The sequence below is a fragment of the Salinibacterium sp. ZJ70 genome (assembly GCF_011751865.2).
In the GTDB taxonomy this organism is placed as follows: domain Bacteria; phylum Actinomycetota; class Actinomycetes; order Actinomycetales; family Microbacteriaceae; genus Homoserinibacter.
The window spans coordinates 1,414,589-1,436,650 of record NZ_CP061770.1 but is presented as its reverse complement, the minus strand read 5'-3'; the positions used below and the strand labels follow the sequence as shown (position 1 = coordinate 1,436,650).

Here is a 22,062-nt window from a genome sequence, read left to right as displayed (position 1 = left end):
ACCGACGTGTCGTCAGGCCGATCGCGCCGCGAAGCGGATTGGCTTCAGCATCTGACGACACCGTCGATGCCCGGGATCACATCCCGGGCAGGTGCTCCACGTCGCGCAGTCCGAACAGGGCGAGCGCACCCGTGAGGGCGACGCCGATCCACACGACCTGACGCGTCGCGCGTCCGCTGAGGGCGAGTCCGATGGTCACGATCGACGCGACTCCCACGATCGCGCTCCACACGGTCGCCGGCATGATCCGCGCATCTCCTGCGCACCCGGCGGGCGGCGGCATGACCGCGGCGCACACGGTGCCTTCTGGCACGGGAATCGCAAGCTGCCACATCCGCAGGAACGCGAAGAGCGCGATCACGAGTGTGGCGATGGCGGGCCACGCGACGACGCGGAGCCGGTCAGCGCGGCTGGGTACTGCAGCGGATGTGGTCACCGTCGGCCTCCGTCGCCCACGCTGTCGCGTTGACGGGTCAGGTGATCGTCGAGTCCGGCGAGGATGAGCTCGACCCCCACGAGGAACGCCATATCGCTCGGGAGGGCGCTGGGCGCATCGACGGCGGCGTCCGGTGCCACGACGCCCAGACTGTCGGCTTGGATGCGCTGCTGGGTGAGGGTGGCGTCGCCCAGGATGAGGTGCAGCAGCGCGGTCGCGACGAGGTCGCTCGTCTCCTGGTCGTGACCGCGGCGCAGTGCCGCCGCAAGTCGCGCGTGGGCCTCATCGCTGCCGAGGCCGAGTGCGCGGGTGCTGAGCACCACCTCGGCGCCGTCCCGGTAGGCGAGGAGGGCGTCGCGGATGAGGGTGGCTTCGGTGACGGCGGCGGAGCGCCAATCGAGGCGCTCGTGGGGCGTGGGGCGCGCGTGGCTCTGGATGCGGTCGGCCACGGCTGCGAGAAGCGTCTGCTTGTTGGGGAAGTGGTGGTAGAGGGCGCTCGGCTGCACGTCGAGGGCGGCGGCGAGCCGACGCATGGTGAGTTCGGGAAGTCCGTGCTCGTCGAGGATGCGAAGAGCCGCATCGACGACAGAGACTCGATCATGCCGTTGCGTGTTGCGCGTGCCGCTCATGCTCTCACTATACTGAACGGCGTTCACCTGAACAGCGTTCGGATCCATCCTGACCCCCGAGGAGCACCACCATGTCCGCACCGGCTCGCTTCGACACGCGCGACATCGCACGCATCGCCGTCTTCGCGGCCATCATCGCCGCCCTCGGCCTCATGGGCCCGATTCCGATCCCGGGCCTCGCCGTCCCGGTGACCGCCCAGACGCTCGGGGTCATCCTCGCGGGCACCGTGCTCGGACCGCGTCGCGGGGCGGCGGCGGTCGCGGTGCTGCTCCTCCTCGTCGCCATCGGGCTTCCTCTGCTGTCAGGCGGACGCGGGGGAGCCGGGGTCTTCGCTGGACCCACTGCCGGATACCTCATCGGGTGGGTCGCGGGCGCGTTCGTAACGGGCCTCATCGCTCACTCCGGCCGCGGGCCGCTCTCCTGGTGGCGTGTCGCCCTCGGCGCGCTCGTCGGCGGGGTGCTGGTCGTCTACCTCTTCGGCATCCCGGTGCAGACCGCCGTGCTCGGGATCGACCTCAGCCAGTCCGTCATCGCGACCACGGCGTTCCTGCCGGGCGACCTCATCAAGGTGGTGCTCGCGACGATCCTCACCCTCGCGCTCTGGAAGGCGTACCCGCCCGTGTTCGGCGCCCGTCGCGCCCGCGCGACCAGCACCGTCAGGGTCACGTCGAAAGACGCCGACACCCGATGATCACGAGCATCCGACTCCGCGACGTGGCCGTCGACCTCGACGGCCGCCGCATCCTGAGCGATGTCTCGGTCGCACTCGATGAGCGGCGGATCGCCGTCATCGGCGCGAACGGCTCGGGCAAGTCGACCTTCGCACGGCTGCTCAACGGGCTCATCGCGCCCACCAGCGGCAAGGTCGAGGTTCACGGGCTCGACGTCGCCCGCGATCCCCGGAGCGTGCGCCGTGCGGTGGGATTCGTCTTCACGAACCCCGATGCGCAGATCCTCATGCCGACCGTCGAGGAGGACGTGCGGTTCTCCCTGCGCGGTTCCGGGCTCGCGCGTGCCGAGATCGACGAGCGCGTCGCCGCCGTTCTCGCCGAGTACGGACTCACCGAACTCGCGGGAGCGCCGGCCTACAGCCTCTCGGGAGGCCAGAAGCAGCTGCTCGCGCTCGCCTCGGTTCTCGTGCGTGAGCCGTCGCTCGTCGTGGCTGACGAGCCGACGACGCTGCTCGACCTCGGCAACGCGCGTCTCGTCGGCGACATCCTCATCGACCGCCTTCCCACCCAGGTGCTCGTCGTGACCCACGACCTCGACCTCGCCGCACGCTGCGATGTGGTGCTGCGCTTCCGTGACGGTCGGCTCGTCGAGCTGGGGGAGCCGGCCGGGGTCATCGCTCGCTATCGCGCCGAATTCGCATGATCGCCCTGTACGTTCCCGGGCGCAGCATCCTGCACCGGGCGCCCGCAACGCTCAAGCTCGTCGCGCTCGTCGTCCTCGCGCTCGCGATCTCGCTCTACCCCCACGACCTCCTGAGCGCCGCCATCACCTTCGCTGCCGTCGCCGCACTGTTCGCCGTGGCCGGGGTCGGCATTCGCGTCTACCTGCGGCAGCTGTGGCTCACCAGGTGGATCGTGCTGCTCGTCGCCGTGACCCAGCTCATCTTCCTCACCCCAGCGGATGCCGCGATCAACACTCTGCGTGTGGTGTCGATCGTGCTGCTCGCCGCGCTCCTCACCCTCACCACCCGCAGCGAGGATCTCCTCAGCGCGCTCGAGCGTGCTCTCACGCCACTGTCGCGCATCGGGGTCGACCCTCGCCGCGTGAGCCTCACCCTCTCGCTCACGATCAGCATGATCCCGGTCGTCGCGTCGATCGCCGCCCAGGTGCGCGACGCGCAACGCGCCCGTGGGGTGCGCCTCGGCTTCCGGATCGTCGTTCCGATCCTCGTGATCGCACTCCGTCATGCGGATGCGGTCGCCGACGCCCTCACGGCCCGCGGGGTCGAATGAGCGCCGCCGCACGGCGTGCGCAGGCGAATACCCAGGCGGTCCTGGCATAGACTGGGCGGCTGGCCCCTCGGCTATCCTCCACCCGCCTGAAGAAACGGAATCCTGCTGTGCTCGCCGTTCACGATCTCGAGATCCGCGTCGGTGCCCGGCTCCTCATGGATGAAGTCACCTTCCGCGTCGACAAGGGCGACAAGGTCGGCCTCGTCGGCCGCAACGGCGCCGGCAAGACCACGCTCACCAAGACACTCGCGGGCGAGACGATGCCCACCGGCGGCAAGATCGAGCGCTCCGGCGAGATCGGCTACCTGCCGCAGGACCCGCGGTCGGGTGACCCGGAGGAGACGGCGCGCAAGCGCATCCTCGACGCGCGCGGCCTCGGTCGCATCGTGGAGGACATGCGCACCGCGACCGACGAGATGGCAAGCAGCGACCCTGCGGTGAGCGAAGCCGCGATGGCCCGCTACGCGCGCGTCGAGGATCGCTTCCTGGCCCTCGGCGGCTACGCAGCAGAAGCGGAGGCCGCGGCGATCGCCTCGAACCTCGCACTGCCCGACCGCATCCTCGACCAGCAGCTGAAGACCCTCTCGGGTGGTCAGCGCCGCCGCATCGAACTCGCGCGCATCCTGTTCTCGGGTGCCGACACGATGATCCTCGATGAGCCCACCAACCACCTCGACGCCGACTCTGTCGTGTGGCTGCGCGAGTTCCTCAAGCAGTACCAGGGCGGGGTCATCGTGATCTCGCACGACGTCGACCTCGTCGAGGAGGTCGTCAACAAGGTCTTCTACCTGGACGGCAACCGCCAGGTCATCGACATCTACAACATGGGCTGGAAGCACTACCTTCGCCAGCGCGAAGCCGACCAGGAGCGTCGCAAGAAGGAACGCGTCAACGTCGAGAAGAAGGCCACCGCCCTGCAGCTGCAGGCCGCCCGATTCGGTGCCAAGGCGAGCAAGGCCGCAGCCGCGCACCAGATGGTGGCACGCGCCGAGAAGATGCTCTCGAGCCTCGAAGACGAGCACGTCGCAGACCGGGTCGCCAAGCTCCGCTTCCCGGAGCCGGCACCGTGCGGCAAGACGCCCATCTCCGCCCGCAACCTGTCGAAGAGCTACGGCTCGCTGGAGATCTTCACCGCTGTCGACCTCGCGATCGACCGCGGCTCGAAGGTCGTCGTGCTCGGCCTCAACGGTGCCGGCAAGACCACCCTTCTGCGCATGCTCGCGGGCGTCGACAAGCCCGACACCGGTCAGGTCGAAGCCGGTCATGGCCTGCGCGTCGGCTACTACGCACAGGAGCACGAGACGATCGACGTCAACCGCACCGTGCTGCAGAACATGGTCGCCGCGTCGCCCAACCTGACCGAGACCGAGGCCCGCAAGGTGCTCGGCTCCTTCCTCTTCACCGGTGACGACGGCCACAAGCCCGCGGGCGTGCTCTCGGGCGGTGAGAAGACCCGACTCGCGCTCGCGATGATCGTCGTCTCGGGCGCCAATGTGCTGCTTCTCGACGAGCCCACCAACAACCTCGACCCCGCCTCCCGCGAAGAGATCCTCGGAGCTCTCGCGGCATACAGCGGCGCTGTCGTGCTCGTCTCCCACGACGAGGGAGCAGTCGAGGCGCTCAACCCCGAGCGCGTGCTCATCCTGCCCGACGGCGTCGAGGATCACTGGAACCCCGACTACGCGGATCTCATCTCGATCTCCTGATCCCTCGGATCAGGTCGGGAACGGCCGGATCAGCGACCGTGCGCGTCGAGGATGGCGTCCTCGGCGTCGGCATCATCGTGCTGGCGCTTCGGCGCGCGCGCTGCGGCCTGCTCCTCGCGCGGGAGGGCGGCGATGCGGATCTCGCGACGCCAGGCCCACACGAGCCCGATGAACGCCAGGATCCCGAACGCGATCCACTGCAGAGCGTACGAGGCGTGGGGTCCCGGGTCGGCGTCCGGCTTGGCCGCCTGCGCGGGCATCGGCGCCACGGCGGGCGTCTCCGAGCTCAGCGCACCGTACGCGCCCGTCCACCCGTCGATGCCGAGACCGTCGATCACCGTCGGCACGTCGATCGACGGGATCTGCCCCTGCTCCGCCGTGCGCCCCGGCAGGTGCGGCTCCGCGGGACGCAGGCGCGCCTCGACCGTCACCTCGCCCTCCGGCACCGCAGGGATCACGTCGGGGAGGTCCTGCGCGCTGCCGATCGGCAGCCACCCGCGGTCGATGATGAACACGCGGCCATCGGCGAGCTGCAGCGGCACGAGCTGATGGAAGCCGGGCTTGCCGGAATGCACGCGATTGCGCACGAGAAGCTGGTCGCCCTCGAGGTAGGTGCCCGTCATCGTCACCGGGTGCCACTCGGCCTGCGGATCCCACTCGTCGAGCTGGGGCAGGAGCTCCTCCACGGGCGAGACGGGCGCGTCGTAGTTGCGCTCGACGAGCTCGATGCGGGCCATCGCCTCATCCTGGCGGGCCCACTGCCACCACGACAGCAGCCCGCACACGATCGCGAAAACGACGACGAGCGCCACATAGGCGCCCCAACGACGCCATCCGGTGATGGGCTCGGGGGTATCGGTGAAGCTCATGGGGATTCCTGTAGGCGATCGAGCGCGACGTCGATGGAGGTCACCTGCACGGGGAAGCCGCGCGTCGCGAGATAGTCGGCCAGATGCTCACGATGATCGTCGCACGCGAGCCACACCTTCACCCGCTCGGGACCGTGGATGCGGGGGTTGCGCCAGTTCACGCGGAACGTCGCATCCGTCGTGCAGCCCGCGGCGGAGCAGCGCGTGCCGAGCTCGCCGAATCCGATCACCGGCGGTCTTCCGGGGTGACGCGCACGATGGCACTCGGCCGGGCGACCTTCTCGCCCGCGCCCGTCATCGCCGTGTTCGCGACGACGACCGCGAGATACGGCAGCACGATGGCTCCCACCGCCGGGATGACGGCCCACCACCCCGGAACGATGACGCACAGCGCGATGCAGACCACGCGGATGCTCATCATCACCGTGTACTTGAGCATGCGGGATCGCCGCTCGACCTCGGGCGAGACCGGCAGCTCGGTGACGGCGTAGATGGGGTGATGAGTGACGATGAGCCAAGCCTACGTCGCGTCGCCGGTAGGCTCCTGAATCATGACCACTCGTACCGTCCTCGTCACCGGAGGCAACCGCGGAATCGGATTCGCGATCGCCGCCGAGTTCCTCGCTCAGGGCCACCGCGTCGCCGTCACAGCTCGTTCGGGCCAGGGTCCGGAAGGCGCCCTCACGGTGCGCGCCGACGTCACCGACGCGGCCTCGATCGATGCCGCCTTCACCGAGGTGGAGGAGAAGCTCGGCCCTGTGGAGGTCGTCGTCGCGAACGCGGGCATCACCCGAGACACCCTCCTGCTGCGCATGTCGGAGGAGGACTTCACGGATGTGATCGACACGAACCTCTCGGGTGCGTTCCGTGTCGTCAAGCGCGCCTCCAAGGGCATGCTGAAGGCCCGCTTCGGCCGCATCATCCTCGTCTCGAGCGTCGTGGGTCTCTTCGGCGGCGCCGGCCAGGTCAACTACTCGTCCTCGAAGGCGGGCCTCGTGGGGATGGCGCGTTCGCTCACGCGCGAGCTCGGTTCCCGCGGCATCACGGCGAACGTCGTGGCACCCGGCTTCATCGAGACCGACATGACCGCCGAGCTCCCCGCCGAGCAGCAGACGCAGTACAAGGCGCAGATCCCCGCCGGACGCTTCGCGCAGCCCGAGGAGGTCGCGCGCGTCATCACGTGGCTCGCCTCGGATGACGCCGCCTACGTCTCGGGCGCCGTGATCCCCGTCGACGGCGGACTCGGCATGGGGCACTGACCCCGCGGACGACAGCCGCGAATCGAGCGCTCACCGCACACGCGGTGGGCGCTCGTCAGTTGCGGGGGAGTCCCAGGAGCGCGAGAGCCATCGAGAGGTCGCGCTCGTCGAGGAGCACATCCGCGACGTCGCGCACGGGAGCCTTCGCGTCGAAGCCCACCGAGATGCCCGCGAGGGCCATCATGGTCAGGTCGTTCGCGCCGTCGCCGATCGCGACCGTCTGACGCAGCGGCACGCCCGTCGCGTCCGCCCACTGCTGCAGCGCGACAGCCTTCGCCTCCGCGTCGATGATGGGCGGGATGACCTCGCCCGTCAGGACGCCGTCGACGACCTCGAGACGGTTGGCACGCCAGAAGTCGAGCCCCAGCTGCTCAGCGAGCGGATCGACGACCTCGTGGAATCCTCCCGAGACGACCGCGACCTTGCCGCCGGCCGCATGCACGCCCGCGACGAGCTCCTCGACGCCGCGCGTGATCGTGACCTTCGCCGCGACATCCGCGAACACCGACTCGGGAACGCCCTTGAGCGTCGCGACGCGCTCGCGCAGACTCTCGGCGAAGTCGAGCTCCCCGTTCATGGCACGCAGCGTCACCTCGGCGACGGCCTCGCGGGCACCCGCGGCGTCCGCGAGAAGTTCGATCACCTCGTCTTCGATGAGCGTGGAATCGACATCGAGCACGACGAGGAAACGGGCCATGTGGGAAGAAGCTCCTTGGCTGGAGGGACGGTTCGAGCGTCAGTCGACGCGGACGCCCTTGCCCACGACCGTGATGCCCGACTCCGTGACCGTGAAGCCGCGGAGCCTGTCGGCATCATGGTCGACGCCGACCTGTGCGCCAGGCGCGACGACGACGTCCTTGTCGAGAATAGCGCGCTGCACGACGGCGTTCGCGCCGACCTCGACGCGCTCGAAGACCACCGAGTCCGAGATGCGCGCACCCGACTCGATCTTCGCCCACGGCCCGAGCACGACGCGTTCGAGATGCCCGCCCGAGACGACGCATCCGAGTGACACGATCGAGTCGACGGCCGAGCCGACGCGGTTCTCGCTGTCGCGCACGAACTTCGCGGGAGGCGAGTTGAGCTGCTGGCTGTAGATCGGCCAGGCCTGGTTGTAGAGGTTGAACACGGGGAGCGCCGAGATGAGGTCCTGGTGCGCCTCGAAGAACGAGTCGATCGTTCCGACGTCGCGCCAGTAGAAGCGGTCGCGGTCGGTCGCGCCGGGAACCTGGTTGCGGTTCAGGTCGTACACAGCGGCCTGGCCGCGTGCGACGAAGTCGGGGACGATGTCGCCGCCCATGTCGTGGTTGGAGTCGGGGAGGGCTCCGTCGCGCTGCACGGCGTCGATGAGGACATCCGCGTCGAACACGTAGTTGCCCATCGAGGCGAGCACCTCGCCGGGGGAGTCGGCGAGCCCGACGGCATCCCGCGGCTTCTCGCGGAACGCGGCGATGCGGGTGGGATCCTTCGGATCGAGCTCGATGACGCCGAACTGGTCGGCGAGCTCGAGCGGCTGACGGATCGCGGCCACCGTGACCCCCGAGCCGGACTCGATGTGCGCGCGGATCATCTGGCTGAAGTCCATGCGGTACACGTGGTCCGCGCCGACCACGACGACGATGTCGGGCTTCTCGTCTCGGATCAGGTTGAGGCTCTGCAGGATCGCGTCAGCGGACCCCGAGAACCAGCGCTTGCCGAGCCGCTGCTGCGCGGGCACGGAGGCGACATAGGCGCCGAGCATGCCCGAGAGGCGCCAGGTCTGCGACACGTGGCGGTCGAGCGAATGCGACTTGTACTGCGTCAGCACGACGACCTGCCGCATCCCCGAGTTGATGAGGTTCGACAGAGCGAAGTCGATGAGCCGGTATCCGCCCCCGAACGGGACCGCGGGCTTGGCACGATCGGCAGTCAGCGGCATCAGCCGCTTGCCTTCGCCGCCGGCGAGGACGATTCCGAAGATCTTGGGCGATGCTGCCATGGCCTAACAGTAGTCGGACAGGGTGCTGCACTAACGTCGGATCTCATGCGAGTCGATGTTCTGAGCCGGGAGTATCCGCCGGAGGTCTACGGTGGCGCCGGAGTCCATGTCGCGGAGCTCGTGGCCGCGCTTCGTCGCGACGTCGACGTCGTCGTGCGCTGCTTCGGTCTGCCGCGCGACGAGCCGCACTGCTACGCCTACCTCGTGCCCCCGCAGCTGACGTCCGCGAACCCGGCGCTGGCGACGCTCGGCGTCGACCTGCAGATGGCGGAGGACGTCGCGGGCGCCGACATCGTGCACTCACACACCTGGTACGCCAACGGCGCTGGCCACCTCGCCAAGCTCCTGCACGGCATCCCTCATGTCGTGACGGCACACTCCCTCGAGCCGCTGCGCCCCTGGAAGGCCGAGCAGCTCGGCGGCGGCTATCGCGTGTCGAGCTGGATCGAGAAGACCGCATTCGAGGCCGCCGACGCCGTGATCGCGGTGAGCGCCGGCATGCGCGCCGATATCCTGCGCGCCTACCCGGACGTCGACCCTGAGCGTGTGCACGTCGTGCACAACGGCATCGATCTCGAGCGCTGGAAGCCCACGGAGGACCACGCGGTTCTCGAGCGCCACGGCATCGACCCCGAGCGCCGCAGCGTCGTGTTCGTCGGCCGCATCACGCGCCAGAAGGGTCTCCCGTACCTGCTCGAGGCGGCTCGCCAGCTGGATCCCGACGTGCAGCTCATCCTGTGCGCGGGCGCCCCCGACACGCCCGAGATCCTCCAAGAGGTGCAGCGCGGAGTCGCGCTGCTGCAGGAGGAGCGCGAGGGCGTCATCTGGATCGAGGAGATGCTCCCGCAGCACGACCTCGCCGCGATCCTGAGCTCTGGCACGGTGTTCGTCTGTCCGTCCGTCTATGAGCCGCTCGGCATCGTGAATCTCGAGGCCATGGCCTGTGGCCTGCCCGTCGTGGGCACCGCGACCGGCGGCATCCCGGAGGTCGTCGCCGACGGCCTCACGGGCCGTCTCGTCCCCATCGAGCAGGTCACGGACGGCACGGGCACGCCCGTGGATCCGGAGCGCTTCATCGACGACCTCGCGGCGGTGCTGAGCGAGGTTCTCGCCGACCCGACGGTCGCGCGCCTCATGGGCGAGGCGGGCCGCATGCGGGCGGAAGCCGAGTTCAGCTGGGCGAGCATCGCCGAGCGCACTCAGGCCGTCTATGCCAGCGTCCGCGGGTAGGCTGGACCATCATGGTGCGAGTTCTTGACCTCAACGATGTCTCGGTCGTCCGCGACGGCAACCCGATCCTGAATCACGTGAACTGGACGGTCGACTCCGACCAGCGGTGGGTGGTGCTCGGCCCGAACGGCGCTGGCAAGACCACGCTGCTGAAGCTCGCCGCGGCGAGCATCCACCCCACGTCCGGCACCGCCGACGTGCTGGGGGAGCGCCTCGGCAAGGTCGACATCTTCGAGCTTCGGCCGCGCATCGGCTTCGCCTCGTCGGCGTCCGCACGCCAGGTTCCCGGATCCGAGACCGTCTTCGACTCGGTTCTGACGGCCGCCTACGCCGTCACCGGACGCTGGAACGAGAACTACGAGGACGTCGACAACCGCCGTGCCGAACGCGTCATGCGCGAATGGCGCCTGGAGAAGCTGCGCGACCGCCGCTTCGGGACGCTCTCGGACGGCGAGCAGAAGCGCGTGCAGATCGGCCGCGCCGTGATGACCGACCCCGAGATCCTGCTGCTCGACGAGCCGGCTGCGAGCCTCGACCTCGGATCACGCGAGGAGCTCGTCCAGCTGCTCGGCGCCTACGCCGCCACCCGTGAGGCCCCCGCGATGATCATGGTCACGCACCACGTCGAGGAGATCCCGGCAGGCTTCACGCATGCCCTGCTGCTCGCCGACGGCGAGGTCGTGGGCTCCGGCCCGATCGACGAGGTCGTCACGGGAGAGAAGCTCTCGGAGGCGTTCGGCCTCTCGCTGCAGGTCACCCGCAGCGAGGACGACAGGTTCGCCGCGCGCGCGGCAGCCTGATCTTCGGCAGCCTGCACGTCTGCTAGACTCGATAGTCGGTCCACGTGACCTGCCAACTTAGTTTTTCACCCATCCCTTTCTCCGACTGAGGTACCTCATGAAGACCGACATCCACCCCGACTACCAGGCGATCGTCTTCCGCGACCTGGCGAGCGGCGAGACCTTCCTCACTCGCTCGACCCTCACGAGCGACAAGACGATCGAGCTCGACGGTGCGACCTACCCGGTCATCGACGTCGAGATCTCGTCGGCCTCGCACCCCTTCTACACGGGCAAGCAGCGCATCATGGACAGCGCCGGCCGCGTCGAGAAGTTCAACACCCGCTACAAGAGCTTCGGCAAGTAAGCCGTATACGAAGAGGGCCCCATCCACACGGATGGGGCCCTCTTCGTATGTGCGGTCGGTGTGCCGCGCGCGTTCTCAGAGGCGAGAGCCCGGCGTCAGCGAACGCCGAGCTGCGCGCGGCGGCGCTCCCACACCGGGAGCAGATGCTCGGTCGTGAGCGGCGCGACCTCGATGCCCGCGAGGTCCGCCTCGGCGTCGTCGATCCAGAGCAGCTCCTCGATCTCGTTGCCCGCTGCGACAGGACCGTCGATCGTCATCGCGAAGACGGCCGCCATGACGACCGTGTCCTCCTCGTTGGCCGCGACAGCGCGGTACAGCCCCAGATATTCGGCATCGGTGGCGTCGAGATCGATGCCGATCTCCTCCTGGAGCTCGCGCGCGAGTGCCTCGATGGCGCTCTCGCTCTCCTCCATCTTTCCGCCCGGCTGCATGAACTTGGAGGTGCCGCGCTTGCGCACCAGGAGGGTGCGCCCGGCAGGATCCATGACGATCGCCGCCGCAATCCGCAGCACGTCGGGACGGGATCCCGTGCGCTCGGTGACGCGAGCAGTGGAGCGGCGACGAGGGGCGGGCTCCTGGGCGTCGTCCTCGCCATCCGACGAGGCGACGGGCGCGCCGGCCTGCGGCGCGTCCGGCTGCTGTGCCTCCGGAGCCGGTGCGAAGCGGCTCGCGGGGCGAGCCTCCGGCGCCGGGGCGGATCCGAGCGCGAGAGCGGCCTCAGGCGCGTTCGCCGTGGGCGGCGGAGCCATGAGGGCCTGATCTGCTGAGGGGGGCGGCGCGAGCTGCAGCCCGAGCGGGCGTGAGAAGTCGAGCACGGGAACCCGCCCCTGGCGCGGCTCGAGCGGCGGGATGGGCTGCGTGTCGCGGTAGGCGTTCGGGTGAACAGGCAGCTTCACGGGCCAGGCCGTCGATGCCGTGAACTCCGCATCGCCCTTCGAGCTCCGGATGTACGCCTGGAATCGGGCAGCCTGCTCGGCGTACCAGATCGCCTGGCGGCCGTGCAGGTCGTCGATCGGGATGTCGAGCTCCGCCGGGAACGTGCGCAGGAGCGCCTGAGCCACGCGGCCAGCCGCGATCGCATCGGCGCCGGCGTCGTGCGCGTCGTCGAGGATGACGCCGTAGTGCGCCGCGGCGACCTCGAGCGTTCTCTTGCCCTTGCGGTAACGGTCGACCGCCTTGTCGAGCACGAGCGGATCGATGATGGGAGCCGGATCCTCGAGCGGCGCGAGTTCGTTGCGTCGGCACTCACGGTCCAGCAGCGAGAGGTCGTACGGGGCGTTGTAGACGACGATCGGGACCCCGAGCGACACGAGCGTCCGCAGCGTCTGGGTGATCTCCGCGACGACCACGTCGCTCGGACGGCCCTCGAGGCGCGCGCGCTCGGTCGTGATGCCGTGGATCGCGGAGGCGCCCTCCGGGATCTCGACCCCGGGGTCGGCGATCCAATCCCATCGGTCGATGACCTCGCCGCGCGCGTCGAGAACGGCGACGCACGCGGTGACGATCCGCGCGGTCTCCACATCGACGCCCGTCGTCTCCAGGTCGAACACCCCGATGCGGTCGGCCCAGCTGCTCATGCTGGAAGCCTAGAGCCGGCGGGCGACGCCACTCAGAAGGCGCGCGGAATCGCGGTGTGCGGCTCGCCGAGGTGCAGCCAGTAGAAGCTCTGCGACGCGAGCGTGAGCGTGAGGATGCCGTCGTCTCCCACATCCGGGAAGTGCCCCCCGCCGAAGAGGTCGACCGTCGGCTGGCCCTCGTAGCCGGTGAGCTCGACGCGCACCGACACCGGATTGTGCGCGAACGAGAACACGCAGAGGATCTGCTCCGACACGTCACCGAACTGCGTTCCGGAGCCCGCGTAGTCCCGCACGAATGCGAGGACGGATTCGTGGTCGGTGCGGAGCACGCGGATGCCGCCGAGACCGAACGTCGGGTGCGCCTTGCGCACGTGGATGACATTGCGGATCCAGTGCAGCAGCGAACGCGACTGCGCGAGCTGGGACTCGACGTTCACGAGCGAGTAGTTGTAGACGAGCGACTGAACGACAGGCAGGTACAGCTTGCCGGGGTCGGCGGTCGAGAAGCCTGCGTTGCGGTCGGGAGTCCACTGCATGGGCGTGCGGGACGCATCGCGGTCGGGGAGCCAGATGTTGTCGCCCATGCCGATCTCATCCCCGTAGTACAGGAACGGCGAACCGGGGAGTGAGAACAGCAGCGCGTGCGCGAGTTCCAGTTCGTCTCGCGAATTGTCGAGCAGGGGCGCCAGGCGGCGGCGGATGCCGACGTTCACACGCATCCGCGGGTCGTAGGCGTACCAGCCGTACATCGCCTGCCGGTACTCCTCGGAGACCATCTCGAGCGTCAGCTCATCGTGGTTGCGCAGGAACACGCCCCACCCGCCCCCCGGAGGGATCTCTGTGGTCTCGGAGAGCACACGCGTGAGCTCCTGCGCCGACTGCGAGCGGAGGGAGTAGAAGATGCGGGGCATCACCGGGAAGTCGAAGGCCATGTGGCACTGCGGCTCCTCTTCGGTGCCCATGAAGTTCACGACTTCGGCTGGCCACTGGTTGGCCTCCGCGATCATCACGCGGCCCGGGTACTCCTCGTCCATCATGCGGCGGATGGCCTTGATGAACTCGTGCGTCTCAGGTTCGCCCTCGCCGTTGCCCTCCTCGGATTCGTAGAGGTAGGGGATCGCGTCGAGGCGGAAGCCGTCGACGCCCATGTCCATCCAGAACCGGATGATGTCGAAGACCGCCGCGTGAACGGCCGGATTGCGATAGTTGAGGTCGGGCTGGTGCGAGAAGAAGCGGTGGAAGTAGAACTGGCGACGCTCGGCGTCGAACGCCCAGTTGGAGTCCTCGTAGTCGGTGAAGATGATGCGGATGTTGGGGAACCCCTCGTCCGTGTCGCGCCACACGTAGAAATCGCCGTAGGGCCCCTCAGGGTCGCTGCGCGACTGCTGGAACCATTCGTGCTGGTCGGATGTGTGGTTGAGCGGCAGGTCGATGACGACGCGCATGTTGCGCTCGTGCGCCTTGGTGATGAGCTCGCGGAACTCGTCGATGGTGCCGTACTCGGGCAGGATCGTGCGGTAATCGGAGACGTCGTAGCCGCCGTCGCGCAACGGGGAAGCGAAGATGGGCGGGATCCAGAGTGCGTCCACGCCGAGCCACTGCAGGTAGTCGAGGCGCGAGATGAGTCCGCCGAGATCCCCGGAGCCGTCGCCGTTCGAGTCGACGAACGAGCGCACCATGACCTCGTAGAACACCGCCCTGCGGTACCAATGGGGGTCGAGAGTGAGGCCGGGCAGGGTGATCGGGGCCGTGAACGTCACGTTCCGAGTCTGACATCGGATGCCCTGAATGCGCGCCTAGAATCTCTGGTGATGCCCCTTCCCACCCCGCATGCTGCCGCGCTCGCTCGCCATTCCGTCCGTGAACGCGAGGTGGTCGTGCTGGGCTCGACCACCCGTGTGTGGGACTACGGCCCGGAGGATGCGGCGGACGTCGTCGTCCTCGTGCACGGCTATCGCGGCGATCACCATGGCCTTGAGCCGGTCGTCGCCGAGCTCGACGGGATCCGCATCATCAGCCCCGATCTGCCGGGCTTCGGGGTCTCGACGCCGATGACGGATGCGCCCCATTCGGTCGAGGGATACGCGCGCTGGCTGGGGGAGTTCATCGCCCAGTCGGGGCTCGCCGCGCCCCCCGTTGTGCTCGGGCACTCGTTCGGATCGATGGTGGCCTCGGCCGCGCTGGCGAACGGCGTCGATGCGCGCGCGCTCGTGCTCGTGAACCCCATCTCGACCCGTGCGACCGAGGCGACCGGACCCGTGCTGATGGCGCTCACCCGCTTCTTCTACAGCGTCAGCCGCGTCATGCCGGAGCGCATGGCGCGCGCCTGGCTCGGCAGCCGCACCATCGTGCGCTTCATGACGGGCACCCTCGCCACAACCTCCGATCGCACGCTCCGGCGCTGGATCCTCGAGGAGCACCTGCGCTACTTCAGCGGTTTCTCGGACTCCCGCACGGTCGCGGAGGGCTTCCGCGCGTCGATCTCGACCGAGGTCGGTGCCTTCGCCCCGCGCATCTCGGTGCCGACGCTGCTCATCGCCGGCGACGCCGACTCGATCGCGCCCGCCGCGGGTCAGCACCGCGTCGTCGGCCTCTACCCGGATGCGCGCCTCGTGATGATCCCGGGGGTCGGCCACCTCGCGCACTACGAGACCCCGGGTGCCGTGGCGGATGCCCTCCGCGGTTTCCTCGCCGAACACCCGCACGAGCCCCGCACCGGAGCCGCCTCGTGAGGATCCTCATCGACTGCCGCTACGTGCGATTCCCGCGACATGACGGCATCAGCCGCTATACGTCGCGCATCGTCGGCGCGCTCGCACCCCTCGCATCCGAGGCGGGCCACGAGCTCGAGATGCTCATCAGCGACGAGCGGCAGCTCGAGATGCTTCCCGACCTGCCGTGGCGCATGGGCTCCGAGCCCACGAGCCCGCGCGAACTCTCGATCGCGACGCGCATCAACGCGTTCGAGCCGGATGTGCTCTTCAGCCCGATGCAGACGATCGGTGCGAAGGGTCGTCAGTACGGCCTCGTGCTGACGCTCCACGACCTCATCTACTACCGCAACCGCACACCTCCGCGGAACCTGCCCTGGTATGTGCGCCTTGCCTGGCGGCTGTACCACCTCGCCTGGTGGCCGCAGCGGATGCTCCTCAACCGCGCAGACGCCGTCGCCACCGTGTCCGCGACGACGCGGGAGCTCATGAAACAGCACCGCCTCACCGATCGGTCGATCACGATCGTGTCGAACGCGGCGGACCCCGTGGCCTCCACGCGCGCGAGGCGCCAGCCGAAGACTCGCGACGTGCTCTACATGGGCTCGTTCATGCCGTACAAGAACGTCGAGACCATCGCCCGTGCCCTGCACGAGCTGCCCGGGTACCGGCTGCATCTGCTGAGCCGCATCACGGATGCCGACCGCGACCGCATCTCCGCGCTCGCACCGGAGGGCGCGCTCGTCATCCACGACGGCGTGAGCGACGACGAGTATGAGGCGCTGCTCGACAAGGCGTTCGCGCTCGCGACGATGTCGCTCGATGAGGGATTCGGTCTGCCGCTCGTGGAGGCGATGGTGCGCGGAACGCCCATCGTCGTGTCGGATATCCCGATCTTCCGTGAGATCGGCGGTTCGGCCGCCGTCTACGCGTCGCCCACCGATGTGCGCTCCGTCGCGGAGGCTCTGCGCAGCCTGGACGACCCCGCCGAGTGGGCGCGACGCTCGAAGTCCGCGCGTGCCCAGGCGACGAAGTTCGACTGGAATCGCTCGGCGCGAGCGCTTCTCGCGCTGCTCGAGCGCGTTGCGCGCGAGAACGCCGCGACCCGCGCCGAGAAGGAGCTCGCTGAGAAGGAGCGTTCCGAGCGGAAGCGCACGAAGCAGCAGAACCCCGACGTCAGCTGACGCGCATCACGTCGCCGCCCGCGAGCTCCGCCAGACGACGGGGGTCGATGGCGAACACCGACGAGGCGGTTCCGGCTGCCGCCCATGCGACGTCCAGGGCGAGCAGATCCTCGTCGACGACCGTCCGCAGCTGCGTCGCGTGCGCAAGCGGCGGCACCGCGCCGATGGAGAAGCCCGTCGCCTGCTTGACGAGCTTCGCGTCGGCTTTGCCGAGCACCCCGCCGAGTCGCACGCTCAGAGCGTCGACGTCGACCCGGTTGGAACCTGAGGTGAGCACGAGGAGAGGCTCGCCGTCGAGCGTGAACACGAGGCTCTTCACGATCGCCGCGACCGGGCATCCGAGCGCGTCGGCTGCCTCCTGGGCGGTGTGGGTGCCTTCCGGAAATTCCCGGATCTCGGGCTCCAGACCGAGGTCGCGCAGGCGATCGGCGTAGCTGGTCGACACAGGTGCGCTCACCGCGAGGCTCCGTCCTGTCCGTCGTGCGCTTCGACCGCGTTCTGGTCGTCGAGGTCATCGGCGCCGGGCTCGACCGACTCGTCCTCGATCGGGTCATCGAACGCGACGAGCCGCAGTCCATCGTCGCCGTAGCGGAAGCTGTGCACGGAGGCGTTCGTGATCGCCGGGTGACGGGTCTCCGGGTCGATCGTCGCGAGCACGGAGCGGATCGCGCCGCCGTGGCTCACGATCGCGACACGCTGTCCGGGGTGCGTCTGCGCGATCTCCGCGAGTGCGGCGACGACACGCGCGCCCACCTCCTCGCGCGTCTCCTGGCCCGGCGCCCGCACGCCCGCGGGATACTGCGCCTCGATCTCGGCGTTCGTCATGCCCTCGGCAGCGCCGTAGTCGCGCTCCATGAGCGCCTCGCGCGTGGTGACGCCGTCGACGCCGACCCGGGCCGCGATGATCTCGGCCGTCTCCACGGCACGCGAGAGCGGGCTCGCGTAGATCGCATCCCACGAGCGCCGCGCGAGCAGCTCTCCCGCGCGCGCGGCCTGCGCGCGACCGGTGTCGTTGAGGGGGATATCCGTGCGCCCCTGCACACGCCGGGCCCTGTTCCAGTCGGTCTCACCATGGCGAACCAGGTACAGCTCCGTCATCGAACCTCCATCTGCGGGGGCGGACGCATCCGCCCGAAGGATCGAGACTATCGAAGCCTGGCCGCGAGTGCGGTGAGCACCTCGGAAGCGCCTGCATCGATCTTGAGGCTCGCGCGCTTGTCGCCGCGCGTCTCGCCGCGGTTCACGATGACGATTGGCAGCCGGCGTTTGGCCGCCTGATCCAGCAGCCGGACGCCCGAGTTCACGACGAGCGACGACCCGGCGATCACGAGCGCATCCGACGCGCGCATGATCGAGCGCGCCGTCGCGAACACCGTCGTCGGAACGAATTCGCCGAAGAACACGACCTCCGGTTTGAGCATCCCGCCGCACACGCTGCAATCGGGAATGATCATCCGGTCGATGTCTTCGATGTCGACGTCGCCATCGGGCCTCAGTTCGAGAGCCTCGGGGGAGTCGAGCCAGGGGTTCTCCCGCGTCATCCGCTCGGCGATGTCGGCGCGGGCGAAGGTCTGGCCGCACGTGAGGCAGGTGACGCGGCGCATCGCCCCGTGCAGCTCGACGACACGGCGAGACCCGGCGCGCGCGTGCAGACCATCGACGTTCTGCGTGATGACACCCGTCACGGTGCCGTCCTGCTCCATGCGGGCGACGGCGCGGTGTCCGGCATTGGGGGAGACCGACGAGAAGTGGTTCCAGCCGAGGTGACTGCCCGCCCAGTAGCGCTTGCGGTTGCGCTCATCGGCGAGGAACGCCGCGAAGTCCATCGGCTTGCGGTGCACCGGCGCGCCCGTGCCTCGATAGTCGGGGATCCCCGAGTCGGTCGAGATGCCGGCGCCGGTGAGCACGGCGATCCGGCGCCCCCGGAGCAGTCGCTCGGCGGCGTCGAGGGCAGGGGCGAGCGCACCGATTCCGTCGCCGGATGCTGTGACGGCCACCAAGGACATGTCGCCCTCCTTCGCACGCCCAGACTATGACCTTCGTTTTTCGGGCATGTTTCGTGGGGCAGAATCGGAGCATGCACCTCGTCCCCGTCGAGGACAGCAGCGATCCGCGGCTCTCCGACTACTTCCAGCTCACCGATGTCGCGCTCAGGCGGGTGTCGGAACCCGAGGGCGGTCTCTACATCGCCGAGTCGACGAAGGTCATCCAGCGTGCCCTCAACGCGGGCCACCGCCCGCGTTCGGTGCTCCTGCAGGAGAAGTGGATCCCGGATCTCGCTCCGCTGCTGGAGGAGCACGATGTTCCGGTGTACGTCGCACCGGCGCCGATGCTCGAGGAGATCACCGGCTTCGCGCTGCACCGCGGCGCGATCGCGTCGATGCACCGCCCCGAGCGCCCGAGCGTGCAGGAGCTCCTGCGCGACGCCCGGCGTGTCGTGGTGCTCGAAGACATCGTCGACCACACCAACGTCGGCGCGATCTTCCGCGCCGTTGCGGGCCTCGGTGCCGACGCCGTGCTGGTGTCGCCGCGCTGCTCGGATCCGCTCTACCGCCGATCGGTGCGGGTGAGCATGGGCGCGGTGCTCCAGGTGCCGTGGACGCGACTTCCCGAGTGGCCGCAGGGTGCCGACGAGCTGCGCGCCGCCGGCTTCGAGATCGCCGCGCTCGCACTCTCCGACGAGGCCGTCCCGCTCGACGAATACGCCGCAGACCCGCCCGAGCGGATCGCGATGATCTTCGGCACCGAGGGCGACGGCCTCAGCCGCGACGCTCTCGCGAACGCGGATCGCATGGTCACGATCCCGATGCTCCACGGCATCGACTCGCTCAATGTGGCTGCGGCGACTGCGGTGACGCTGTGGGCGCTGCGTGCCCCGAACACCGCGGCCGAGCCTCCCGCCGAACCCATGCCCCACGCGGAATAATCGCGGAGTGCCCCTCACCCGAGCCCAGATCTATCGACGCCGCCGCATCGCCGTGTTCGGCGCGTTCACCCTGCTCGTCTCCGGCATCGCCTACCTGCCGCTCACGCTCTTCGCGCCCGTGAGCGAGATCGCGGCGGTCGTCACCGAGCCGACCTTCGAGACCGCCCCCGCGGTGACGCTCACCCCGCCGGCCGCGGCCGCGTCGGCCATCTCCGCGGCGGGGGAGGGTGTGCTGGTGCAGACGGGCTCGCCCGACCCGCTGCCGATCGCGAGCATCACGAAGCTCATCACCGCGCTCGTCGTGCTCGACGCGCACCCGCTCGCAGCCGGCGAGCCCGGTCCGATGATCCGGATGACGGATGCCGACGCCGCTCTGTACCGCCAGTACGACCGGCTCGGCGCATCCGTGGCGCCCGTGCAGGTCGGCGCGGAGCTCTCCGAGCGGCAGGTGATCGAGGTCATGCTCATCGACTCGGCGGGCAACTACGCGGTCACGCTCGTCAACTGGGCATTCGGCTCCGAGGCGGCCTTCCTCGACGCGACGCGCGCCTGGCTCGCCGACAACGCTCTCACGAGCGTCGTCGTCACGGAGCCGACGGGCCGCGACCCGGGGAACGTCGCGACAGCCTCCGACCTTCTTCGGATCGGCGAGCTCGCGCTCGAGGATCCCGCACTCGCGGAGATCGTCGCGATCTCGAGGACGACGATCGACGGCGCGGGCGAGGTCGTCAACAGCAACAAGCTCCTCGGCTACGAAGGCATCGACGGCATCAAGACCGGCACGCTCAACTCGTTCGGAGCGAACCTTCTCTACTCCGGCGACATCCAGGTGGGCTCCACGACGATCCCGGTGGTCGGCGTCGTGCTCGGGGCGGCGACCCACGGTGTGCTCAATGACGCCGTCCGTGCGCTCTACACCGAGGTGCGCGCTGGCTATCGCGAGGTCGAGGTCGTGACGCGCGGTGAGGTCATCGGGGAGTACGCGACCCGCTGGGAGGAGTCGAGTGCCGCGATCGCCGCCGACTCGGCGACGCTCGTCGTGTGGAGCGACACGCCGATCTCCGCCGTCACCTCGGTCGATCCGGTCGGGCTCGCTCCCGCGGACACCGCTGTCGGCGAGCTCGCCATCTCATCCGGCCCTCGATCGGTGAGCGTTCCGCTCGTGCTGTCGAACGCGATCGAGGACCCGGGCCCGTGGTGGCGTCTCAGCCACCCCGAGATCATCTTCGGAATGGGCTGAGACGGGTCAGCTGAGGCGGGTCAGTCGAGTTCCTCCGGCATGAACGGGCCCGCCGACGGCCGCTTCGGCGTGATGCCGTCGCCCGATGACTGGTGACGAAGCCGACGCAGGATCCACGGGCCGAAGTGCTCGCGCGCCCACACGATGTCGTCGATGCGCGCCGCCCGCCACGGAACCGCGGGCATGGGCTCCGGAGCGAACGGCTCGAGGTCGTTCTCGACCCCCAGGGCGTCGAGAACCATGCGCGCGATCGTGTGGTGGCCGATGGGCGAGAAATGCAGCCTGTCGGGCGCCCACATGCGCGGGTCGGTGAGCTCCCGCAGAGCCCACATGTCAGCGATCACCGCGTCGTGCTTCTTCGCCACGTAGTGCAGGTTCTCGTTGTAGATCGCAACCTTGCCCCTGATGCGGCCGAGCACCGGCGTGCCGCCGATGTCGGGGCCGTTGAAGAGCACGACCGTGGCGCCGTCCGAACGCAGGCGGGCCACGCCCGTCTCCAGCCGCGCCGCGACCTCATCGGGGTCGGTGCCGGGGCGGATGATGTCGTTGCCGCCCGCTGAGATGCTGATGAGATCCGGGCGCAGCGCGAGCGCGGGCTCGACCTGCTCGTCGAGGATCTGCTGCAGCAGGCGGCCCCGGATCGCGAGGTTCGCGTAGGCGAAGTTGTCCGTCTGGCCGGCAAGCACCTCCGCCACGCGGTCGGCCCACCCACGATGACCACCGGGGCTCGAGGGCTCGGGATCGCCGATGCCTTCGGTGAACGAATCTCCGATCGCGACATAGCGCGACCAGGGGTGGAGTGCGGTCATAGCACCAGAATGCCGCATCGCGCCAGGGGATTGTCGAATCTGCGGCTTCGCGATTGAGTAACTCTCGTCGGTTCCCGCCTGGGAGCTGACGGATTGGAGAGACCAATGGGAATCCTCGGTTGGATCGTCCTCGGCCTCATCGCCGGGGCTATCGCCAAGCTGATCCTGCCTGGAAATCAGAGCGGCGGCTGGCTCGCGACACTTCTTCTGGGTGTCGTCGGAGCACTGCTCGGCGGCTGGCTGGGTTCGGTGCTGTTCGAAGCGCCGCTGGAGGACTTCTTCAGCATCCAGACGTGGCTGCTCGCCATCGGCGGATCGATCATCGTTCTGCTCATCTGGGGCCTCGTCACTCGGGGCCGCAGCAGGGCCTGAGTCCACTCGCCAGCGCCCGCCCCGG

At 69.1% G+C, this 22,062-nt stretch carries 26 protein-coding genes; 13 read left to right on the top strand and 13 right to left on the bottom strand.

Annotated features, from left to right (window positions below):
* Nucleotides 1–76: 76 nt before the first annotated feature.
* Both HCR12_RS06785 and HCR12_RS06780 read right to left on the bottom strand, forming a co-directional pair.
* A complete protein-coding gene (locus tag HCR12_RS06785; RefSeq protein WP_166864328.1) occupies nt 77–436 on the bottom strand; it encodes a hypothetical protein in 360 nt (119 codons plus the stop codon).
* Nucleotides 433–1,065 carry a TetR family transcriptional regulator gene (locus HCR12_RS06780; protein ID WP_166864324.1) on the bottom strand — a complete coding sequence of 211 codons (633 nt, stop codon included), beginning with the start codon at nt 1,063–1,065 and terminating at the stop codon, nt 433–435. The genes HCR12_RS06785 and HCR12_RS06780 overlap by 4 nt, the downstream gene beginning before the upstream one ends.
* Before the next feature lie 71 nt (nt 1,066–1,136).
* Between HCR12_RS06780 and HCR12_RS06775 the strand changes: the two genes are divergently transcribed.
* The 4 genes from HCR12_RS06775 to HCR12_RS06760 all read left to right on the top strand — a co-directional run bounded on the left by HCR12_RS06775 (nt 1,137) and on the right by HCR12_RS06760 (nt 4,736).
* Entirely contained in the window at nt 1,137–1,757 is a 621-nt protein-coding gene (locus HCR12_RS06775) for a biotin transporter BioY (RefSeq protein WP_166864321.1), read from the top strand.
* A complete protein-coding gene (locus tag HCR12_RS06770; RefSeq protein WP_166864318.1) occupies nt 1,754–2,440 on the top strand; it encodes an energy-coupling factor ABC transporter ATP-binding protein in 687 nt (228 codons plus the stop codon). The genes HCR12_RS06775 and HCR12_RS06770 overlap by 4 nt, the downstream gene beginning before the upstream one ends.
* Nucleotides 2,437–3,030: a CbiQ family ECF transporter T component gene (locus tag HCR12_RS06765; protein ID WP_166864316.1), complete on the top strand. Its 594-nt coding sequence runs from the start codon at nt 2,437–2,439 to the stop codon at nt 3,028–3,030. The genes HCR12_RS06770 and HCR12_RS06765 overlap by 4 nt, the downstream gene beginning before the upstream one ends.
* 107 nt (nt 3,031–3,137) lie before the next feature.
* Nucleotides 3,138–4,736, top strand: coding sequence for an ABC-F family ATP-binding cassette domain-containing protein (locus HCR12_RS06760; RefSeq protein WP_166864313.1), 1,599 nt, complete (start codon nt 3,138–3,140; stop codon nt 4,734–4,736).
* Between the two features lie 29 nt (nt 4,737–4,765).
* On the opposite strand, the gene HCR12_RS06755 is transcribed toward HCR12_RS06760, so the two are convergent.
* The 3 genes from HCR12_RS06755 to HCR12_RS06745 are packed head-to-tail and all read right to left on the bottom strand — an operon-like array spanning nt 4,766 to nt 6,080.
* On the bottom strand, nt 4,766–5,605 hold the full coding sequence (locus tag HCR12_RS06755; protein WP_166864311.1) for an SURF1 family cytochrome oxidase biogenesis protein: 840 nt from the start codon (nt 5,603–5,605) through the stop codon (nt 4,766–4,768).
* Nucleotides 5,602–5,835, bottom strand: a complete 234-nt coding sequence (locus HCR12_RS06750; protein ID WP_166864308.1) for a hypothetical protein — start codon at nt 5,833–5,835, stop codon at nt 5,602–5,604. Before HCR12_RS06750 ends, HCR12_RS06755 begins: the two co-directional genes overlap by 4 nt.
* On the bottom strand, nt 5,832–6,080 hold the full coding sequence (locus HCR12_RS06745; RefSeq protein ID WP_224763713.1) for a DUF3099 domain-containing protein: 249 nt from the start codon (nt 6,078–6,080) through the stop codon (nt 5,832–5,834). The genes HCR12_RS06750 and HCR12_RS06745 overlap by 4 nt, the downstream gene beginning before the upstream one ends.
* Nucleotides 6,081–6,153: 73 nt before the next feature.
* Between HCR12_RS06745 and fabG the strand changes: the two genes are divergently transcribed.
* Nucleotides 6,154–6,864, top strand: a complete 711-nt coding sequence (fabG, locus tag HCR12_RS06740; RefSeq protein ID WP_166867203.1) for a beta-ketoacyl-ACP reductase — start codon at nt 6,154–6,156, stop codon at nt 6,862–6,864.
* 55 nt (nt 6,865–6,919) lie between these two features.
* Here the strand turns inward: fabG and serB are convergent, their stop codons facing one another.
* The gene (gene serB, locus HCR12_RS06735) at nt 6,920–7,561 is read right to left on the bottom strand and encodes a phosphoserine phosphatase SerB (protein ID WP_166864301.1); all 642 of its coding nucleotides are present in this window, start codon (nt 7,559–7,561) and stop codon (nt 6,920–6,922) included.
* Nucleotides 7,562–7,600: 39 nt separating this feature from the next.
* On the bottom strand, nt 7,601–8,842 hold the full coding sequence (gene glgC / locus HCR12_RS06730) for a glucose-1-phosphate adenylyltransferase (RefSeq protein WP_166864299.1): 1,242 nt from the start codon (nt 8,840–8,842) through the stop codon (nt 7,601–7,603).
* A 45-nt stretch (nt 8,843–8,887) separates the two neighbouring features.
* On the opposite strand from glgC, the gene glgA reads away from it, so the two are divergent.
* From glgA to HCR12_RS06715, 3 genes are all read left to right on the top strand, one after another.
* Nucleotides 8,888–10,072: a glycogen synthase gene (gene glgA, locus HCR12_RS06725; RefSeq protein ID WP_166864295.1), complete on the top strand. Its 1,185-nt coding sequence runs from the start codon at nt 8,888–8,890 to the stop codon at nt 10,070–10,072.
* Nucleotides 10,073–10,083: 11 nt separating this feature from the next.
* Complete coding sequence (locus HCR12_RS06720; protein WP_166864292.1) at nt 10,084–10,872, top strand: ABC transporter ATP-binding protein; 789 nt, start codon at nt 10,084–10,086, stop codon at nt 10,870–10,872.
* 97 nt (nt 10,873–10,969) lie between these two features.
* Complete coding sequence (locus tag HCR12_RS06715) at nt 10,970–11,218, top strand: type B 50S ribosomal protein L31 (protein ID WP_166864288.1); 249 nt, start codon at nt 10,970–10,972, stop codon at nt 11,216–11,218.
* A gap of 95 nt (nt 11,219–11,313) precedes the next feature.
* Here HCR12_RS06715 and HCR12_RS13800 read toward each other — a convergent pair whose 3' ends face one another.
* Together HCR12_RS13800 and treS are read right to left on the bottom strand one after the other, a co-directional pair.
* Nucleotides 11,314–12,795, bottom strand: a complete 1,482-nt coding sequence (locus HCR12_RS13800) for an exonuclease domain-containing protein (protein WP_191412313.1) — start codon at nt 12,793–12,795, stop codon at nt 11,314–11,316.
* 32 nt (nt 12,796–12,827) lie between these two features.
* Entirely contained in the window at nt 12,828–14,555 is a 1,728-nt protein-coding gene (treS, locus tag HCR12_RS06705; RefSeq protein WP_166864284.1) for a maltose alpha-D-glucosyltransferase, read from the bottom strand.
* A 51-nt stretch (nt 14,556–14,606) separates the two neighbouring features.
* Between treS and HCR12_RS06700 the strand changes: the two genes are divergently transcribed.
* Both HCR12_RS06700 and HCR12_RS06695 read left to right on the top strand, forming a co-directional pair.
* The gene (locus tag HCR12_RS06700) at nt 14,607–15,527 is read left to right on the top strand and encodes an alpha/beta fold hydrolase (RefSeq protein WP_166864279.1); all 921 of its coding nucleotides are present in this window, start codon (nt 14,607–14,609) and stop codon (nt 15,525–15,527) included.
* A complete protein-coding gene (locus HCR12_RS06695) occupies nt 15,524–16,690 on the top strand; it encodes a glycosyltransferase family 4 protein (RefSeq protein ID WP_166864276.1) in 1,167 nt (388 codons plus the stop codon). Before HCR12_RS06700 ends, HCR12_RS06695 begins: the two co-directional genes overlap by 4 nt.
* Here HCR12_RS06695 and HCR12_RS06690 read toward each other — a convergent pair.
* From HCR12_RS06690 to HCR12_RS06680, 3 genes are read right to left on the bottom strand one after another with little or no spacing between them, the layout of a single operon-like run.
* Complete coding sequence (locus tag HCR12_RS06690; RefSeq protein ID WP_191412369.1) at nt 16,683–17,147, bottom strand: YbaK/EbsC family protein; 465 nt, start codon at nt 17,145–17,147, stop codon at nt 16,683–16,685. The genes HCR12_RS06695 and HCR12_RS06690 overlap by 8 nt on opposite strands.
* Nucleotides 17,144–17,788, bottom strand: coding sequence for a histidine phosphatase family protein (locus HCR12_RS06685; RefSeq protein WP_166864273.1), 645 nt, complete (start codon nt 17,786–17,788; stop codon nt 17,144–17,146). Before HCR12_RS06685 ends, HCR12_RS06690 begins: the two co-directional genes overlap by 4 nt.
* A 47-nt stretch (nt 17,789–17,835) precedes the next feature.
* A complete protein-coding gene (locus tag HCR12_RS06680; protein WP_166864270.1) occupies nt 17,836–18,696 on the bottom strand; it encodes a Sir2 family NAD-dependent protein deacetylase in 861 nt (286 codons plus the stop codon).
* Nucleotides 18,697–18,767: 71 nt separating this feature from the next.
* Here HCR12_RS06680 and HCR12_RS06675 point away from each other — a divergent pair, with 71 nt between their 5' ends.
* Nucleotides 18,768–19,616, top strand: coding sequence for a TrmH family RNA methyltransferase (locus tag HCR12_RS06675; protein ID WP_166864267.1), 849 nt, complete (start codon nt 18,768–18,770; stop codon nt 19,614–19,616).
* 7 nt (nt 19,617–19,623) lie between these two features.
* Nucleotides 19,624–20,856, top strand: coding sequence for a D-alanyl-D-alanine carboxypeptidase family protein (locus HCR12_RS06670; protein WP_166864263.1), 1,233 nt, complete (start codon nt 19,624–19,626; stop codon nt 20,854–20,856).
* A 20-nt stretch (nt 20,857–20,876) separates the two neighbouring features.
* Here HCR12_RS06670 and HCR12_RS06665 read toward each other — a convergent pair whose 3' ends face one another.
* Nucleotides 20,877–21,665 (bottom strand): SGNH/GDSL hydrolase family protein, encoded by a 789-nt coding sequence (locus HCR12_RS06665; protein ID WP_166864259.1) that lies wholly within the window; start codon nt 21,663–21,665, stop codon nt 20,877–20,879.
* A gap of 105 nt (nt 21,666–21,770) precedes the next feature.
* Between HCR12_RS06665 and HCR12_RS06660 the strand changes: the two genes are divergently transcribed.
* Complete coding sequence (locus HCR12_RS06660; protein WP_166864256.1) at nt 21,771–22,037, top strand: GlsB/YeaQ/YmgE family stress response membrane protein; 267 nt, start codon at nt 21,771–21,773, stop codon at nt 22,035–22,037.
* The last annotated feature ends 25 nt before the right edge of the window (nt 22,038–22,062 follow it).

Bases quoted from the DNA above. Each gene is read 5' to 3' on its own strand.
- HCR12_RS06755 (WP_166864311.1), bottom strand. From the start codon at position 5,605: ATGAGCTTCACCGATACCCCCGAGCCCATCACCGGATGGCGTCGTTGG.
- HCR12_RS06780 (WP_166864324.1), bottom strand. From the start codon at position 1,065: ATGAGCGGCACGCGCAACACGCAACGGCATGATCGAGTCTCTGTCGTC.
- HCR12_RS06675 (WP_166864267.1), top strand. From the start codon at position 18,768: ATGCACCTCGTCCCCGTCGAGGACAGCAGCGATCCGCGGCTCTCCGAC.
- HCR12_RS06765 (WP_166864316.1), top strand. From the start codon at position 2,437: ATGATCGCCCTGTACGTTCCCGGGCGCAGCATCCTGCACCGGGCGCCC.
- HCR12_RS06700 (WP_166864279.1), top strand. From the start codon at position 14,607: ATGCCCCTTCCCACCCCGCATGCTGCCGCGCTCGCTCGCCATTCCGTC.
- HCR12_RS06665 (WP_166864259.1), bottom strand. From the start codon at position 21,665: ATGACCGCACTCCACCCCTGGTCGCGCTATGTCGCGATCGGAGATTCG.
- HCR12_RS06720 (WP_166864292.1), top strand. From the start codon at position 10,084: ATGGTGCGAGTTCTTGACCTCAACGATGTCTCGGTCGTCCGCGACGGC.
- HCR12_RS13800 (WP_191412313.1), bottom strand. From the start codon at position 12,795: ATGAGCAGCTGGGCCGACCGCATCGGGGTGTTCGACCTGGAGACGACG.
- glgA (WP_166864295.1), top strand. From the start codon at position 8,888: ATGCGAGTCGATGTTCTGAGCCGGGAGTATCCGCCGGAGGTCTACGGT.
- HCR12_RS06775 (WP_166864321.1), top strand. From the start codon at position 1,137: ATGTCCGCACCGGCTCGCTTCGACACGCGCGACATCGCACGCATCGCC.
- serB (WP_166864301.1), bottom strand. From the start codon at position 7,561: ATGGCCCGTTTCCTCGTCGTGCTCGATGTCGATTCCACGCTCATCGAA.
- HCR12_RS06680 (WP_166864270.1), bottom strand. From the start codon at position 18,696: ATGTCCTTGGTGGCCGTCACAGCATCCGGCGACGGAATCGGTGCGCTC.
- HCR12_RS06770 (WP_166864318.1), top strand. From the start codon at position 1,754: ATGATCACGAGCATCCGACTCCGCGACGTGGCCGTCGACCTCGACGGC.
- glgC (WP_166864299.1), bottom strand. From the start codon at position 8,842: ATGGCAGCATCGCCCAAGATCTTCGGAATCGTCCTCGCCGGCGGCGAA.
- HCR12_RS06685 (WP_166864273.1), bottom strand. From the start codon at position 17,788: ATGACGGAGCTGTACCTGGTTCGCCATGGTGAGACCGACTGGAACAGG.
- HCR12_RS06660 (WP_166864256.1), top strand. From the start codon at position 21,771: ATGGGAATCCTCGGTTGGATCGTCCTCGGCCTCATCGCCGGGGCTATC.
- HCR12_RS06715 (WP_166864288.1), top strand. From the start codon at position 10,970: ATGAAGACCGACATCCACCCCGACTACCAGGCGATCGTCTTCCGCGAC.